Source organism: Streptomyces sp. NPDC058955, from assembly GCF_042741435.1.
In the GTDB taxonomy this organism is placed as follows: Bacteria; Actinomycetota; Actinomycetes; order Streptomycetales; family Streptomycetaceae; genus Streptomyces.
On sequence record NZ_JBHYKM010000151.1, the window covers coordinates 1 to 15777 of the forward strand.

Annotated in this window: 14 protein-coding genes and 1 pseudogene; 3 read left to right on the plus strand and 12 right to left on the minus strand. The window is 74.1% G+C overall.

The features are described 5' to 3' along the window. Positions 1–324 precede the first annotated feature (324 nt). The 8 genes from ACFW1I_RS34690 to ACFW1I_RS34725 all read right to left on the minus strand — a co-directional run bounded on the left by ACFW1I_RS34690 (position 325) and on the right by ACFW1I_RS34725 (position 8753). Positions 325–942, minus strand: a complete 618-nt coding sequence (locus tag ACFW1I_RS34690; protein WP_384677472.1) for a hypothetical protein — start codon at positions 940–942, stop codon at positions 325–327. 100 nt (positions 943–1042) lie between these two features. After that, on the minus strand, positions 1043–2497 hold the full coding sequence (gene ahcY, locus ACFW1I_RS34695; protein ID WP_384677474.1) for an adenosylhomocysteinase: 1455 nt from the start codon (positions 2495–2497) through the stop codon (positions 1043–1045). Positions 2498–2797: 300 nt separating this feature from the next. Continuing rightward, complete coding sequence (locus ACFW1I_RS34700) at positions 2798–3763, minus strand: cation diffusion facilitator family transporter (protein WP_384677475.1); 966 nt, start codon at positions 3761–3763, stop codon at positions 2798–2800. Between the two features lie 84 nt (positions 3764–3847). Then, positions 3848–4999 carry a mannose-6-phosphate isomerase, class I gene (manA, locus tag ACFW1I_RS34705; RefSeq protein ID WP_384677477.1) on the minus strand — a complete coding sequence of 384 codons (1152 nt, stop codon included), beginning with the start codon at positions 4997–4999 and terminating at the stop codon, positions 3848–3850. Positions 5000–5117: 118 nt separating this feature from the next. Continuing rightward, positions 5118–6263: an SIS domain-containing protein gene (locus ACFW1I_RS34710; protein ID WP_384677479.1), complete on the minus strand. Its 1146-nt coding sequence runs from the start codon at positions 6261–6263 to the stop codon at positions 5118–5120. 288 nt (positions 6264–6551) lie between these two features. Continuing rightward, positions 6552–6734 (minus strand): Trm112 family protein, encoded by a 183-nt coding sequence (locus ACFW1I_RS34715; RefSeq protein ID WP_384677481.1) that lies wholly within the window; start codon positions 6732–6734, stop codon positions 6552–6554. A 101-nt stretch (positions 6735–6835) separates the two neighbouring features. Then, the gene (locus ACFW1I_RS34720) at positions 6836–8197 is read right to left on the minus strand and encodes a phosphomannomutase/phosphoglucomutase (RefSeq protein ID WP_384677483.1); all 1362 of its coding nucleotides are present in this window, start codon (positions 8195–8197) and stop codon (positions 6836–6838) included. Positions 8198–8324: 127 nt separating this feature from the next. Further along, complete coding sequence (locus tag ACFW1I_RS34725) at positions 8325–8753, minus strand: DUF3499 domain-containing protein (protein ID WP_384677497.1); 429 nt, start codon at positions 8751–8753, stop codon at positions 8325–8327. Between the two features lie 299 nt (positions 8754–9052). Here ACFW1I_RS34725 and ACFW1I_RS34730 point away from each other — a divergent pair, with 299 nt between their 5' ends. Further along, positions 9053–9520 carry a metallopeptidase family protein gene (locus tag ACFW1I_RS34730; RefSeq protein ID WP_384677485.1) on the plus strand — a complete coding sequence of 156 codons (468 nt, stop codon included), beginning with the start codon at positions 9053–9055 and terminating at the stop codon, positions 9518–9520. Positions 9521–9544: 24 nt separating this feature from the next. Here the strand turns inward: ACFW1I_RS34730 and ACFW1I_RS34735 are convergent. The 4 genes and pseudogenes from ACFW1I_RS34735 to ACFW1I_RS34750 all read right to left on the minus strand — a co-directional run. After that, a pseudogene (locus ACFW1I_RS34735) lies at positions 9545–10261 on the minus strand (DUF5719 family protein); the annotation flags it as partial. A gap of 71 nt (positions 10262–10332) precedes the next feature. Beyond that, complete coding sequence (locus tag ACFW1I_RS34740; RefSeq protein WP_384677487.1) at positions 10333–10776, minus strand: cell division protein SepF; 444 nt, start codon at positions 10774–10776, stop codon at positions 10333–10335. An 88-nt stretch (positions 10777–10864) separates the two neighbouring features. Then, positions 10865–12091, minus strand: a complete 1227-nt coding sequence (locus ACFW1I_RS34745) for a PLP-dependent aminotransferase family protein (protein ID WP_384677489.1) — start codon at positions 12089–12091, stop codon at positions 10865–10867. 5 nt (positions 12092–12096) lie between these two features. Then, complete coding sequence (locus tag ACFW1I_RS34750) at positions 12097–13134, minus strand: GHMP kinase (RefSeq protein WP_384677491.1); 1038 nt, start codon at positions 13132–13134, stop codon at positions 12097–12099. Positions 13135–13662: 528 nt separating this feature from the next. On the opposite strand from ACFW1I_RS34750, the gene ACFW1I_RS34755 reads away from it, so the two are divergent. Both ACFW1I_RS34755 and ACFW1I_RS34760 read left to right on the plus strand, forming a co-directional pair. After that, positions 13663–14295: a TetR/AcrR family transcriptional regulator gene (locus ACFW1I_RS34755; RefSeq protein ID WP_384677493.1), complete on the plus strand. Its 633-nt coding sequence runs from the start codon at positions 13663–13665 to the stop codon at positions 14293–14295. Positions 14296–14561: 266 nt separating this feature from the next. Continuing rightward, positions 14562–15686: a saccharopine dehydrogenase NADP-binding domain-containing protein gene (locus ACFW1I_RS34760; protein ID WP_384677495.1), complete on the plus strand. Its 1125-nt coding sequence runs from the start codon at positions 14562–14564 to the stop codon at positions 15684–15686. Positions 15687–15777 lie beyond the last annotated feature (91 nt).

Below are 15777 nucleotides of genomic sequence, written 5' to 3' on the forward strand. Positions count from 1 at the left end.
GGCGCTTCCTTCGTTTCCGACTCTATCAGATCTTTCCGATCCGATTTCCTCGGTGCTTTCCGGTCCCGAATTGTTTTTCTCGGGGCCTTCCGGCGCTTTCCGACTTTATCAGAATCATTTCCGGCTACCTAATCGGTGGCTTTTCGTGATTCGCGACAAAGAATCGGGAGTGAGTCAGACTCTAGTTGATTGCTGCCGAGCTGTCCAGCTCTAGGCAACCATCTGAATCTACCTCCCCGCGTCCACCGTGTCAACGGTTTTTTCGGGCACCGGAGGACAGTACCAGCTCCGTGGGGGCCGACGCACATCGGCGCGGTGGGGTGCTCAGGCGGGGAAGACCGAGGGTGGGGTGTCGAGGTCCTCCAGCTCGATGCCGGGGGCGGCGAGGACGACGTCGCCGGCGATGTGGACGGTGTGGCGCTCTCCGGTGTCCAGGGTGCTGACCTGGTACTCGTCCACGATCAGCCCGCCTTCGTCGGAGGGGTGCGTCTCGCTCCTCAGCAGGGACCAGGACTGGTCGACGGTGAGCGGGGCGAGGACCGGGTCGGTGAAGGCGACCAGGCGGACGCGGGTCTCGGGGGCGCCGGGGGTGAGGCGGAGCAGGCGGGTGAGGGCGATCAGGAACGCCGGGGACGTACCCGTGAAGGCGTGGGCGCGGACGTTGCCCTCGGTGGCGTGGGTGCCGGTGGGGTCGGTGCGGACCCAGGTGACGCCGTCGAGGGCGGCGCCGCGGACCTGCCAGCTCGACGCGTGGAGTTCCAGGCGGATGGGGCGGCCGAGTTCGTCGACGGCGAGGTCGACCGAGCCCCGGTCGTCGCCGGCGGGGGTGGTGATGCGGGAGACGTAGCGCCAGCCGGAGGGGCCGGGGGCGCAGTGGAAGTGCTCCTCGCCGAGGGGGGTGTGGTCGTGGGGGTCGTGGAGCGAGTAGCGGCCGCGGGGCATCGCGTGGTCCTCGGGTGTGGGGAACGGGGCAGGCCCCCGGCACGGGGTGCCGGGGGCCTGCTGGGTCGTCGCGTCGCCCGGGCGGGTGCCGGGGGACGGATCAGTAGCGGTAGTGGTCCGGCTTGTACGGGCCCTCGACCTTGACGCCGATGTACGCGGCCTGCTCCGGGCGGAGGGTCGTCAGCTTGACGCCGAGGGCGTCCAGGTGGAGGCGGGCGACCTTCTCGTCCAGGTGCTTGGGCAGCGTGTACACGTCGGTCGGGTACTGCTCCGGCTTCGTGAACAGCTCGATCTGGGCCAGCGTCTGGTCCGCGAAGGAGTTCGACATCACGAACGACGGGTGACCGGTGGCGTTGCCCAGGTTCAGCAGGCGGCCCTCGGACAGCACGATGACGACCTTGCCGTCCTCGAACGTCCAGGTGTGGACCTGCGGCTTGACCTCGTCCTTCACGATGCCCGGGATCCTCGCCAGGCCGGCCATGTCGATCTCGTTGTCGAAGTGGCCGATGTTGCCGACGATCGCCTGGTGCTTCATCCGGGCGATGTCGGACGCCATGATGATGTCCTTGTTGCCCGTCGTGGTGATGAAGATGTCGGCCGTCTCGACGACGTCCTCCAGGGTCGTCACCTGGTAGCCGTCCATCGCCGCCTGGAGCGCGCAGATCGGGTCGATCTCGGTGACGATCACCCGGGCGCCCTGGCCGCGCAGCGACTCGGCGCAGCCCTTGCCGACGTCGCCGTAACCGCAGACCACGGCAGTCTTGCCGCCGATGAGGACGTCCGTGGCGCGGTTGATGCCGTCGATCAGCGAGTGCCGGCAGCCGTACTTGTTGTCGAACTTCGACTTCGTCACGGCGTCGTTCACGTTGATCGCCGGGAAGAGGAGGGTGCCGGCCTGCATCATCTCGTAGAGACGGTGGACGCCGGTGGTGGTCTCCTCGGTGACGCCGCGGATCTCGGACGCCAGCTGCGTCCACTTCTGCGGGGACTCGGCGAGGGTGCGGTTGAGGAGGCGGAGGATGTAGCCGTACTCCTCGCTGTCCGCGGTGGCCGGGTCCGGGGCGGAGCCGGCCTTCTCGAACTCGACGCCCTTGTGGACGAGGAGGGTGGCGTCACCACCGTCGTCGAGGATCATGTTCGGGCCGCCGGTGGGGGTGTTCGGCCAGGTCAGCGCCTGCTCCGTGCACCACCAGTACTCCTCCAGGGTCTCGCCCTTCCAGGCGAAGACCGGGACGCCCTGCGGGTTCTCCGGGGTGCCGTTCGGGCCGACGGCGATGGCCGCGGCGGCGTGGTCCTGGGTGGAGAAGATGTTGCAGGAGGCCCAGCGGACGTCGGCGCCGAGGGCGACCAGCGTCTCGATGAGGACGGCGGTCTGCACCGTCATGTGGAGGGAGCCGGTGATCCGGGCGCCGGCGAGGGGCTGCTGCTCGGCGTACTCGCGGCGGATCGACATCAGGCCGGGCATCTCGTGCTCGGCGAGGGTGATCTCCTTGCGGCCGAAGGCGGCCAGGGACAGGTCGGCGACCTTGAAGTCCTGCTGTGCGGCAGTCGTCATGACGGGTGCTGCTCCTCGTGGGGTCGAGTTGCGAGGGTCGGTGGTGGCGCCTGACACCGCGGCCGAGGCACCTGCGGGCACACGAATGCCCGGGTGGTTCGCGGTGCAGTCGTCGGAGGCCCTCTCTCCCTCGGCCGGTCCCCCGGAGGGGGCCGCCCGACCGCCATCAGCAGCGACGTCTGGCGGTCACGAATCTACACCGATCGGCCCACCGGGCGCAGGCCCGCAGGGAGAAGCCCCCGGGGCGGCGCGGTGCGCTCCGGGGGCCTCGTCAGGATGTTCGGCGGGTGGTGCGGGGGCTCAGTGGCCGCTGCCGCCGGGGGTGGCGGCCGGGTCGGGGCCGGCCGCGGCGGCGGACTCGCTGTAGACGTCCGGCTCCAGGTAGATCACCCGGGCGATCGGGACGGCGGCGCGGATCCGCTCCTCGGCGGCGTCGATGGCGCGGGCCACGTCGGCGGCCGTGTCGTCGTGCGCGACGGCGACCTTGGCGGCGACGAGCAGCTCCTCGGGGCCGAGGTGGAGGGTGCGCATGTGGATGAGGCGGGTGACGGTCTCGCCGTCGACGATGGCGTCCTCGATCTTCTTCACCTCGTCGAGGCCGGCGGCCTCGCCGAGCAGCAGCGACTTGGTCTCCAGGGCGAGGACGATCGCGATGGCGATGAGGAGGACGCCGATGCAGAGGGTGCCGATGCCGTCCCAGACGCCGTCGCCGGTGGCGAGGGCGAGGCCGACGCCGCCGAGGGCGAGGACGAGGCCGACGAGGGCGCCGAGGTCCTCCAGGAGGACGACGGGGAGCTCGGGGGCCTTGGCGCGGCGGACGAACTCCTTCCAGGAGAGGCCGCCGCGGATCTGGTTGGACTCCTTGATGGCGGTGCGGAAGGAGAAGGACTCGGCGATGATCGCGAAGACCAGGACGCCGACCGGCCAGTACCAGGCCTCGATCGGGTGCGGGTGCTTGATCTTCTCGTAGCCCTCGTAGATGGCGAACATGCCGCCGACGGAGAAGAGGACGATGGAGACGAGGAAGGCGTAGATGTACCGCTCGCGGCCGTAGCCGAAGGGGTGCTGGGGGGTGGCCTCGCGCTGGGCCTTCTTGCCGCCGAGCAGGAGCAGGCCCTGGTTGCCGGAGTCGGCGAGGGAGTGGACGCTCTCGGCGAGCATCGAGGAAGAGCCACTGAAGAGGAACGCCACGAACTTGGCTGCGGCGATCGCGAGGTTGGCGGCGAGGGCCGCCACGATCGCCTTGGTTCCGCCTGACGCGCTCATGGGTCTGTCTGTTCCCTTCGTCGATGCTCCGGCCCGGTGACGGGTTCGCTGACCGTGGCCGTGGTACGGCCGGTCATTGTTGCATCAGGCCACGACGGTGGCGCGGAACACGGTGCCCGCTCCGGAGAGTTCGACGGGCTCGCCGGCCGGAACGAAGACCGATTCACCCGGGGAAAGGATGATTTCACCGGCTTTCGGGTGTCCGGCGGTGGCGAGCAGGATCTGCGGGGTGCCGGCGGTGAGGTCGGTGGCGACGGCGCCCTCGGGGCGGACGAACCGGGAGAGCCGGAACTCGTCGATGGGGGTCTCGTAGACCTCCTCCCCGGACGCGGACGCCTCGGGGCGCAGGACGCCGGGGTCGCCGGGCTCGAAGCGGACGATCCGGAGGAGCTCGGGGACGTCGACGTGCTTGGGGGTGAGGCCGCAGCGCAGGACGTTGTCGCTGTTGGCCATGATCTCGACGCCGAGGCCGGAGACGTACGCGTGCGGGACGCCGGCGCCCAGGTAGAGGGCCTCGCCCGGCTGGAGGCGGACGTGGTGGAGGAGCATCGCGGCGATGACGCCGGGGTCGCCCGGGAAGTGGTGGGCGAGGACGGCGTACGGGGCGTGGGCGCCGCCGAGCCGGTCGGCGGCCGCGGCGGCCTCGGTGACGGTGTGCGCCATCTCGTCCGGGTCGGCGGTGAGCAGCGCCGTGAGGACCTCGCGGAGGGCGGCCTCCTCCGGGTGGGCGAGGAGGAGGTCCGCGTACGGCTTGAGGGAGTCGACGCCGAGGCCCGCGAGGGTGTCGGCGGCCTCGGCGGGGGGCCGGAAGCCGCAGAACCCCTCGAAGGGGGTGAGGGCGCAGATCATCTCGGGCTTGTGGTTGGCGTCCTTGTACGTGCGGTGGGGCGCGTCCAGCGGGATGCCGGCGGCCTCCTCGGCGGCGAATCCCGCGCGGGCCTGCTCCAGGTCGGGGTGGACCTGGAGGGAGAGCGGGGCGCCGGCGGCGAGCACCTTGAGGAGGAAGGGCAGGCGGGGGCCGAACTTCTCGGCCGCGGCCGGGCCCAGTTCGCGTACCGGGTCGGCCTCGATGAGCTCGTTCAGCGGCCCGCGGGCGGTGAGCGAGGGGGCCCCGGGGTGGGCGCCCATCCACATCTCGGCCTGCGGCTCGCCCGTGGGGGCGGTGCCGAGCAGCTCCGGGATGGCCGTCGTGGATCCCCAGGCGTAGGGACGGACGGTGTTGACGAGGCGTTCCATGGCGGCTTCCAGTTCCTCGGGGCGGTGACGGTGTCAGACGACAGATGACAGGGGGTGGGTGACACACGGGTGACGGGTGGGTGGCCGCGGGCCGTACGCCGGTGTCGTGCCCGGGGTGTCAGGTCGTGTGGCCCGAGGTCGCCAGGGCGAGGTAGACGGCGGCGAAGTCGGTGACGGCGAGGAGTTCCGCGAGGGTCTCCAGGGCGTCGCCCTCCTCGGGTTCGAGTTCGCTGATCGCGGTCTCGTGGCCGAGGGCGAGTTCGCGGGCGGCGGGGGCGGCGCTGAGGCCGCCGCCCGGGCGGTCGCGGAGCAGGACGACGCGGGCGCGCAGGGCCTGCGGTTCCTCGACGCGGTCGCGGAAGAAGTCGTCGGGGTCGGCCGCGGCGGCGTAGGCGCCGGCCAGGAGGACGCCGTGGGCGGGGAGCGCCTCGGGGAGTTCGGCGGCGAGGGCGGGGAGGCCGGCGAGTTCGGCGAGGACGGCGGCGAAGCGGCGTCCGGCCGGGCCGGCGGCGTCGCCCTCGGTCCAGATGAGGGGCAGCGACTCGGTGAGTTCGGCGGCGAGGGTCTTGGCCGGGTTGGAGTACGTGGCGATGGCGGGGCCGCAGCGTTCGGCGGTGCGGTCGAGCCGGTCGGCGACGCGCTCCAGCGCCTCGGGCGGGGCCTCCAGGAGGCCGACGCGGTCGAGGAGGGCGAGCAGCGGGGTGAAGAGGGCCCACAGGGCGCCGGGGCTGGCGGCGAGGTTCTCGCCGTACTCGTCGGGCTCCTCGTGCGGGGCCATCGCCAGCGGGACGAACAGGCCGCGGGAGCCGCTGACCGCCTCGGAGAGCGGGGAGCCCTCGGGGGCGACGGCGACGACGGTGATGCCGCGGCGGTACGCCTGCTCGGCGAGGAGCGCGAGGCCGGGTTCGGAGCCGTCGGTGGTGGGCAGCAGGAGCAGGTCCACGGAGCCGGCCCAGCCGGGCAGCGCCCAGCGGAGGGCGCCGGCGGCGGGGGCGACGCCGGTGGGCGCGAGCCGTACGACGGGGGCGGAGGCGCCGGCGAGGGCGCCGATCAGGTCGGCGACGCCGGCGGCGGCGGTGCCGGGGCCCGCGACGAGGACGGCGCGGGGGCGGCCCTCGGGGTGGAGGTCGGCGATGCCGGCCTCGGCTGCGTGGCGGGCGGCGGTCCTGACCCGGGCGCCGGCCTCGGCGGCGCCGCGGAGGAGGCCGCGGCGGTCGGCCAGGGCGAGGGCGTCCGGTGCGTCTAGCAGGGTCTCGTCCAGCATGGGGCCTCCTGGGCGGGCGCCGTGATGCGGGTGCGGGGCGGTGCGGGGCGCGGGGGCGGGGCGCGGGGCGTCGTGGTGCGGGTGCCGTGGTGCGGGCGCGGGCTCGTGCGGGCGCGGTGCGGGCGCGGGTCCGATGCGGGCGCGGGGCCGTGCGGGCGCGCGGGGTGGGCGTCACGGGGAACGGGCACCGCCCTGGGGGCGTTGTGCCCACCCGTGCCGCCCCAGGCGGAACGCATGCCCACAACGGGGACGGCGAAGCCGGGGCGGGCGCGTGCCCTCGACGAGCGGTTACGCCGGGCGGCGGGCTTCGTCTACCAGGAGGACCGGGATGGCGTCGCGGACCGGGTAGGCCAGGGCGCAGTCGGGGGAGGTGCAGACCAGTTCCGGGGTCTCGTCCGCCGTGCGGTCGTCGAGCGGAGCGTGGCAGGCCGGGCAGGCCAGGATCTCCAGGAGGCCGGCTTCGAGCGGCATGAGGTGTCCCTTCGTACCAAGTGAATGGTGCTGGTCAGCCTACCGCCGGGGGCGGGGAGTCGCGGCTCGGCGAGCGGCGGCTCCCCGCGCCCGGCGGGGTGTCAGGCGCGGACGAGGGCGAGGACCTCGTCGCGGATCTTGGCCATGGTGGCCTCGTCGCGGGCCTCGACGTTGAGGCGGAGCAGCGGCTCGGTGTTGGACGGGCGGAGGTTGAACCACCAGTCGGCGGAGGAGACGGTCAGGCCGTCGAGCTCGTCGAGGGTGATGCCGTCCCCGTCGGCGTACACGGCCCTGATCTCGGCCGTCTTGGCGGCCTGGTCGGCGACGGTGGAGTTGATCTCGCCGGAGCCGGTGTAGCGGTCGTAGGCCGCGACCAGGTCGGACAGGGTGCCCTGCTGGCCGCCCAGCGCCGCCAGGACGTGGAGGGCGGCGAGCATGCCGGTGTCGGCGTTCCAGAAGTCCTTGAAGTAGTAGTGCGCCGAGTGCTCGCCGCCGAAGATCGCGCCGGACGTCGCCATCTCCTCCTTGATGAAGGAGTGGCCGACGCGGGTGCGGACGGGGGTGCCGCCGTGCTCGCGGACGACCTCGGGGACGGACCAGGAGGTGATCAGGTTGTGGATGATCGTTCCGCCGGGGGTCTTGGCGAGTTCGCGGGCCGCGACGAGGGCGGTGATCGCGGACGGGGAGACCGGCTCGCCGCGCTCGTCGACGACGAAGCAGCGGTCGGCGTCGCCGTCGAAGGCGAGGCCGAGGTCGGCGCCCTCGGCGACCACGCGGGCCTGGAGGTCGACGATGTTCTTCGGGTCGAGCGGGTTGGCCTCGTGGTTCGGGAAGGTGCCGTCGAGCTCGAAGTACATCGGGACGGTGTCGAGCGGGAGGCCGTCGAAGACGGTGGGGACGGTGTGGCCGCCCATGCCGTTGCCGGCGTCGACGACGACCTTGAGCGGGCGGATCGCGGTGAGGTCGACGAGCGCCCTGAGGTGGGCGGCGTAGTCGGCGAGGGTGTCCCGCTCGGTGACGGTGCCGGGGGTGGCGGCGGCCTCGGGGGCGCCCTCCTCCAGCCAGCGCTCGGCGAGGGCGCGGATGTCGGCGAGGCCGGTGTCCTGGCCGACGGGGGCGGCGCCGGCGCGGCACATCTTGATGCCGTTGTACTGGGCCGGATTGTGCGAGGCGGTGAACATCGCGCCGGGCAGGCCGAGGCTGCCGGAGGCGAAGTACAGCTGGTCGGTGGAGCAGAGCCCGATGAGGGTGACGTCGGCGCCGAGGCGGGCCGCGCCGCGCGCGAAGGCGGCGGAGAGGCCGGGCGAGGAGGGGCGCATGTCGTGGCCGACGACGATGGCGTCGGCGTCGGTCACGCGGACGAAGGCGGCGCCGAAGAGTTCGGCGAGCTCCTCGTCCCACTGGTCCGGGACCACCCCGCGGACGTCGTACGCCTTCACGATCTGCGACAGATCGGCAGTCACGGATCCACCCTCCTGAGTTCTCGGCACGCGTGTGCGGCGCGTGTGCGGAACGCCCAAACTACCCGGGACGGGGGGTGGGGCACTCGGGCGGTGGCCGGTTGTGGACGCCGGGCGGCGGGCCCGGGGCTCAGTTGTCGGGGGAACGGAGCACCCGGAGGTGGCCGCGGCGCCCGACCTCCATGGGGTCGCCGCCGCGCCCGCCGGGCTTGCCGGCCTCGGCGGCGCGCTCCTGGGGGCGGGCCGCTTCCCGGACCGCGTTGGCCAGGGCTTCGAGGTCGTCGCCGCTGGGGCGGGTGGGGGTGGTGGCGTCGTGGAGCCGCACGACCTCCCAGCCGCGCGGGGCGGTGAGGCGCTCGCTGTGCTCGGCGCACAGGTCGTAGCAGTGGGGCTCGGCGTAGGTGGCGAGCGGGCCGAGGACCGCGGTCGAGTCGGCATAGACGTACGTCAGTGTCGCGACGGCAGGGCGGCCGCACGCGGTGCGCGAACAGCGACGTACAGGGCTCACGACGTTGGACGGTACCGCACTCTTGAGCGGGCCGCGACGACTCTCCCCCAGGTCACTCCACCGTGTCGCGGTGTGACGTCCGCCACCCCCTTTCGGGTGGTGCCCGTTCTGACCTGCGGTGAAGGGGGCGCACGGGGGGTGGCACGGGGGGCGATCCGGACAGGGAGGTGGAGGAATCCGGTCAGGGGCGGCCGGATGGCCGATCGCGAGCGGGTGCCGAATCGTTCCCTGGGGCGGCCGGAATGTTCAGGTTTGGACAGCCGGTGGGGGCGGGGGTGGGGTGGGGCACGCCGATCGGCGGGTCCGCGCCACGGTGCGGAGTGACCCAGGAGAGTTACGCTGCGTCAGTGATGGACACTCCTGTGCCGCCCGGCCCGCCGCACCTCCCGCAGGGCTCCGGGGGACCGCCGGCCGAGCCGCGGGTCCGCCGCCGTGACCGGCACGGCCGTGGGATGCGGGGGCCGGTCGCGCCGCCGCAGGTCCCGCTCTCGGTGAGCCGCGCGGACACCTTCCGCGATCTGGTGCTGGACTCGGTGGAGCGGCTGGAGCGGCGGTGGCCGCAGCTCCAGGACGTCGAGTTCATGATCATGGAGGTGCCGCCGCCGGTCTCCGGCGACACGACGGTGCCGCTGGGCGGTTCGGTCCCGGCGGCGAAGCGGGAGCCGGCGCGGGTGGTCGTCTACCGCCGGCCGGTCGAGATCCGGTCCAAGACCCGCGACGAGCGGGCGCTGCTGGTCCACGAGGTCGTCGTGGAGCAGGTCGCCGAGCTGCTCGGCCTCTCCCCCGAGTCGGTCGATCCCCGGTACGGACAGGACTGAGCCCGCACCGGGGGGTGTCCGTCGTCAGTCGTCGAGGACCGTGAGGTCCTGGCGGGCGGCCGGGACCTGGACCGTGCCGCGGTCGTCCACGAGGGTCTGGACGGTGAACATCGGGATGCCGTCCTCGGTGACGGTGAGCGTGCGCGCCGCGTACACCGGTCCGCCGCCGGCGACCGGTTCGACGGTGACCGCGTAGGAGCCCTTGACGCCCTTGGGGGCGAGGTCGGTGAGGACCGTCGTGGTGCCCGCCTTGAGGGAGACCGTCCGGGAGGCGGGGCTGCCGCCCTCCGTGCCGGCCGAGGCGGTGACCTTCACCTGGGCGGCGGCCTCGGGGGCGGTGAGCGCGAGGGCGGTGCCCTTGGCGCGGTTGTCGGCGACGGTGGCGCGGCCGGTGACGGGGGCGGCGGCGGAGACGAACGCCATCTCCTGGTCGGAGCCCTTGCCGCGGACCACCCGGAGCGCGGCGACGACCGGGATCTGCTTCTTGGGGTCGGTCGGGGTGAGCAGCAGGGCGGCGGCGGAGCCGCGGGTGAGGTCGGGCAGTTCGACGGAGGCGGTCATGCCGGCCTTGACGTGCACGGACTCGGCGGCGGCGGGGACGATCGTGCCGTTCGTGGTGACCAGCTGGATCTTCAGGTCGGCGTCGGACTCGCCGGGGGCGAAGGCGACGAGCCGGACGCCGGTGGCGTCGGCCGGGATGCCGGGGAGCACGACGCGGGCCGCCGGGGGGGCGGGGGGGGCCGCCGGTGAGGTCCATGATCGGACCGTACGCAGGGGCGGAGCTGACGAACCGTTACGGCGAGATGACCTTCCTACGATCGGGGGACGCTCGCGCGGGGGGCGCCGACCGGCTCGTCCTCCTCGTCGCCCGTCGGGGCGTCGCCGGTGTTCTCGACCTCGGTGCCGGGCGGGGCGAGCAGGAAGACGTTGCGGTCGACGCGGTGCATGCCGCTGCCGAGGCCGAAGACGACACCGCTGCTGAAGTCGAGGACGCGCTTGGCGACTTCGGGGTCGGCGCTGGTGAGGTCGAGCAGGACCGGGATCTGGGCGATGAGGTACTCGGCGACCTCGCGGGCGTCGGCGAAGACCTGGACCCGCAGCACGACCATGCGGCGCTGCTCGACGGATTCGTACTGCTCGGGGATGGTGCGGTGATCGACCCTGGACGGCCATTCGTCACGGCCGCGCAGCGGCAGGACCTGGGCCAGACCCTCCCACTGCTCGTCGGTGACGTCGTACCTCTCGTACCTACTCATGGCACCATCCTCCCGCCCCTCACCCGTTCGGCCCAACAACGACACGGGCGAACGGGTGACGGGCGGGGCGGGGGCGGGTCGTGGAACGTCACGCGAAGGTCTTGGCCAGGCGGCGCAGGCCCTCGGCGATCTCGTCGGGGGCGTGGGTGGTGAAGGAGAGGCGGAGGGCGGCCGGGTCGGGGCTGCCGCAGAAGAAGGGGGCGCCGGGGACGTAGGCGACGTGGTGGCCGACGGCGGTGGCGAGGAGGGCGGTGGCGTCGTGGCCCTCGGGGAGGGTGGCCCAGACGAACATGCCGCCCTCGGGCCGGTTCCAGCGGCTGCCCTCGGGGAGGGCGGCGGGCAGTCCTTCGAGCATGGCGTCGCGGCGGGCGCGGTAGGCGGCGCGCATGCCGGCGACGTGGGCGTCGAGGTCGCTGTCGCGGAGGTACCGGGCGGCGGCGGCCTGGTCGACGGTGGAGGTGTGCAGGTCGGCGGCTTGTTTGGCGATGACGCAGGCGCGGCGGAGGGCGGCCGGGGCGCGCAGGTACCCGAGGCGCAGTCCGGGGGCCATGACCTTGGAGAAGGAGCCGAGGAGGGCGGTGCGGTCGGCCGCGGCGGGGTGGCCGGCGAGGTGCGGGACGGGCTCGCCCTCGAAGCGGAGTTCGCCGTACGGGTCGTCCTCGGCGATCCAGAAGCCGTGCCGGGCGGCGGCCTCGGCGACGGCGGCGCGGCGGGCGGCGGGGAGGGTGCGGCCGGTGGGGTTCTGGAAGGTGGGGACGACGTAGAGGAGGGTGGGCTTCTCGCGGGCGGCGATCTCGTCGAGCGCCTCGGGGACGATGCCGTCGTCGTCGGTGGGGACGGGGACGACGCGGGCGCCGGCGAAGCCGAAGGTCTGGAGGGCGGCGAGGTAGCAGGGGTCCTCGACGAGGACGACGCCGCCGGGTTCGAGGAGTGCGGTGGCGAGGAGGGTGAGGGCCTGCTGGGAGCCGGTGGTGACGAGGAGGTCGTCGGCGTCGGTGGGGAGTCCGCGGGCGGCGAGGCGGGCGGCGACGGCCGTCCGGAGCGCGGGGTCGCCCTCGGTGGTGGAGTACTGGAGGGCGGCGTGCGGGTGGTCGGTGAGGACGGCCTGGTAGGCGGCCCTGATGCCTTCGGTGTCGAAGAGTTCGGGGGCGGGGAGGCCGCCGGCGAACGAGATGACCTCGGGTCGTGCCGTGAGCGCCAGGATCTCGCGTACGGGCGAGGAGGCGACGTTTCCCAGTCGCGCGGCGAGCGGGGCCGTGGGCGCGGTGCCGGGCGGGGCGGTGGTGGTCCGGGGCGTCGTGGCGGCGGAGGGCATGCGGTTCAGTGTAGGGAGCATCCTGTTGCTGTCCAGGGTCGTCCCGTGGTCCGTGTGCCGGGCGGGTGGGGGGAGTTGGGGCGGCCGCCGGCGGTGAAGGTGCGGGTGTGCGGGATGCGGTGGGCGTCGAGGGCGCGGCGGGTCGCTTCGGCGCGGTGCGCGGCGCCGGGGGTGTTCGGGTCGTGGAGGACGCCGGCGACGGAGCCGCTGTGGGAGATCTGGACGCCGACGGCTCCGGTGTGCCGGGCGAGGGCGACGAGCGCGTCGAACTCCGGGTGCCGGAGGACGTGTTGGGCGCGGCTCGCGCTCTCGGTGGCGACCCGGCCGAGGAGCGGGGTGTCGCCGTCGGCGAGGGCGCGGCGGAGGAGGTCGCGGAGGCGGGCGTAGGCGCGGAGGTCGGCGGCGCCGGCCGCGGGGGCGGGGAGGGCGAGGGTGTCGACGGGGGCGCCGCCGCCGAGGAGGCAGCCGACGACGAGGAGCGGCGGCAGGGCGGGGCCGAGGACGTCGAGGACGCGGCCCTCGCGCTGGGCGAAGAGGACGGGCCGGGCGTCGAGCATGAGGGGGTCGCTGGCGCGTTCGGCGCGGACGGCGAGGCGGGCGGTGGTGCCGGGGTCGAGGCGGAGCCCGTACGCGTCGGCGACGGCGCGCACGGTGGCGAGGACGTCGCTGGTGGAGCTGCCCATGCCGAGGCCGAGCGGGACGGCGCCGGTGAGGCGGAGGGTGCCGCCGTGGGCGGGCCGGCCGGTGCGTGCGGCGCAGGCGGCGACGGCGAGCCGGGCGGCGCGGGCGGCCTTGGCGCGGTCGGCGGGGACGACGGTGACGGCGTCGGGCGGGGTGCCGGGGTGGGGGGTGAAGTCGGCGCGGGTGCCGGGGGTGGTCGTGGGGAGGGTGACGAGGCCGGCGTGGGGGCGGCCGTGGGCGTCGGCGAAGACGCCCTGGAGCAGTTCGCCGTGGTGGGAGGGGGCGTGACCGGTGCCGGTGCCGGGGTGGGGGGCGGTGCCGGGGGCGGGCCGGTGGGCTGCTGAGGGGGTGCTGGTGGTCACGAGGGAGAGTGTGACCTCCGGTGCGGGGGTGGTGGGGCGGCGGGGGCGGCTGACGGGATTGGGGCGGGCGGCGGCCCTCGCGGGGCGCACGCGCCGGGAGGCCGGGGCCGTGCCGGTGCCGGGCGGGCGGCCGGCGTGGCGCACGCGCGCGTGAAGCGGTACGGGCGCGGAGACCGGCGCCTGCTCCGGCGCACGCGCGCGTGGGGGCGGTGGAGTGGTGCGGGGGGGGCGGAGGTGGCCCGGGGCACGGCGATGCGGGCGGCGGTTCCGGTCTCCGACTGCCGTGCGTCGAAAATCTGCTGACGGCCCCGCGGGCGGGAGCCGGGCCGGTACGGTGGAGGTCGGGGCTCTGGCGCCGCCCGGGTGGCGCCTCGCGCGGGTGCGGGGCGCCGGGTGAGGGTGCCGTGGCCGAAGCTGATCGCCCGACGATGGCCGGACGATCGCCGTTGACCGGTTTCGGCGGGGCCGGGGCATGATGGGGCGGTGTCCCGAACAAACGCACCGCATGGCCGTGTCGGCCGTCCGCCCGTGACCTCCCGCGCCCAGATCCTGCACGCGGCGCGCCGGCTGATCGACCAGGACGGCTGGGAGAGACTGACCATCCGCCGGCTGGCCGCAGAGATCGGCATCGGGGCGACGACCATGTACCACCACGTGCGGGACAAGGAAGACCTGCTGTTCCTCCTGATCCGCGAGTACGCGGACCAGATCCCGCACCCGGACCTGCCCGAGGTGCCGCGGGACCGGATCATCGTGGCCATGACCGCGGTCCACGACGCCCTCGCGGCGTGGCCGTGGGCCACGGAGGTCGTCTCCGCGGACGGGTTCCTGGTGCGGCTCGGCGAGAAGGCGCTGTGGCTGGCGGAGACGATCATCGCCGGGGCCGTCGCCCACGGCTGCTCCCCCGAGCAGGCCTTCTACGTCTTCCGCAGCGTCTGGTACTACACGGTCGGCGAGATCCTGGTCCGCTCCCACTCCGCCCGCAAGAGCACCAAGGAGCCCTCCGCCGACGGGCTGACCGACATCCTCGACGCGTCGAAGGTGCCGCTGCTGGCCGCCCTGAGCGAGCAGCCGGAGCTGACCACGGAGGACCACTACCGCCAGGGCCTGGAGGCGTTCGTCGACGGGCTGCTCGCGCAGATCGTGGGTCCCGGCCGCTGAACGGCGCCGTCCGTCCGGACCGCGGGCCCGGTACAGGCCGTTCCGGTGGCTGATTGGCGTCGGTGTCCGGAGCCCGGCCGGTGCCGGTGTGTGAAGCTGTCGTCGGCACCGCTCCGGTGCGGGCCCCCTCAGTTCGGTGATGACGAGAGGCATGGCGGTATGCGTGTTGCGGAGTGCGGTCCCCCACTCACCGCATCGGATGTCGCGTCAGGCGACGAGGACGGCCGGCTCCGCCACCGGGCGCGGCCGGCCACGGGGGCGTCGGCATGACCTCCCGCAAGGCGCCCGTGATCGGCATCATCGGGGCGTACGGCGCCGTCGGCCGGAGCGCGGCCCGGGGTCTCGCCGCCGAGGGCCGGTACCGGCTCCGGATCGGCGGGCGCGACGCGGACGCGGCGCGCGCCTTCGCGGCCTCGCTGCCCGGGCGCGCCGAGGCCATGTGGGTGGACGCGAACGACTCCGACAGCCTGGTCCGCTTCAGCGAGGGCTGTCGTACGGTGCTCAACTGCTCGGGCCCCGCCTACCTCCTGATCGACCGGGCCCGCCGGGCGGCCTTCGCGGCGGGGGCCGACTACGTGGACGTCATGGACGACGGCAGTGCGTCCGAGCCGGTGCCGGAGCGCACCGCGGTGCTGTCGGCCGGGCTGTCCCCGGGGCTCTCCGGGCTGTTGCCCGAGCTGTTGGCGCACGGTCTGGGCCCGGGCGGGGCGTTCACGGGCTGCTACGCGGGGGTGGGGCCGCTGACCCGCGCCGGGGCCGTGGACGCCCTGCTGAGCGTCGACCGCGGCTTCGGCACCCCGTCGGCGGCGTGGCGGGGGCGGGTGGTGCCGTCGGCGCTGGAGATCGAGCCGCACTTCCTGGTGCCGGGGGTGCCCCGGCCGCTCACCGCGCATCCGTTCCTGACGGAGGAGCTGGTGGACCGGGCCCGGACGCTCGGGCTCAAAGAGGCGCGGTGGTACAACGCCTTCGACGGTCCCACGCTGCTCGACGCCCTGGTCCGGTCGCACGGTGAGCAGGCGGCCGGGCTGACCCTCGCCGCCAGGGCGGACGTGCTGGTGCGGTCCAGCGCCCTCGACGCGGCCGGCCGCACCCCGTACCACGTGCTGTGGGGGCGTCTGGACGGCTGGAACCGGGCGGGTGTCCCGGTCACCCGGGCGGTGGTGATCCGGGGCGATGACGGGGCGCGTCTGACGGGGGCGGTCGGGGCGTTCGCCGCGGCCGCGGTGACCAACAGGCAGGTGCTGCGCGGGGTCCACCAGGCCGCGGCGGTGCTGTCGCCGCAGGCCGTGGTCGACTGGCTGCGGCGCCGCGTACCGGGGGTGACGGTGCAGCAGACCACCGTCGAGTCGCCCGGGGAGGACGGGCCGGGGTCGGACGAGGGCCTCAGCTAGGGCCTGTCTCTTGGATCCGTCCGTGAGATCGTCGTGCTCGTGATCGAGTCTTGGGTGATCAATGACGACAGCCCTGTCCCTGTGCCGTCGG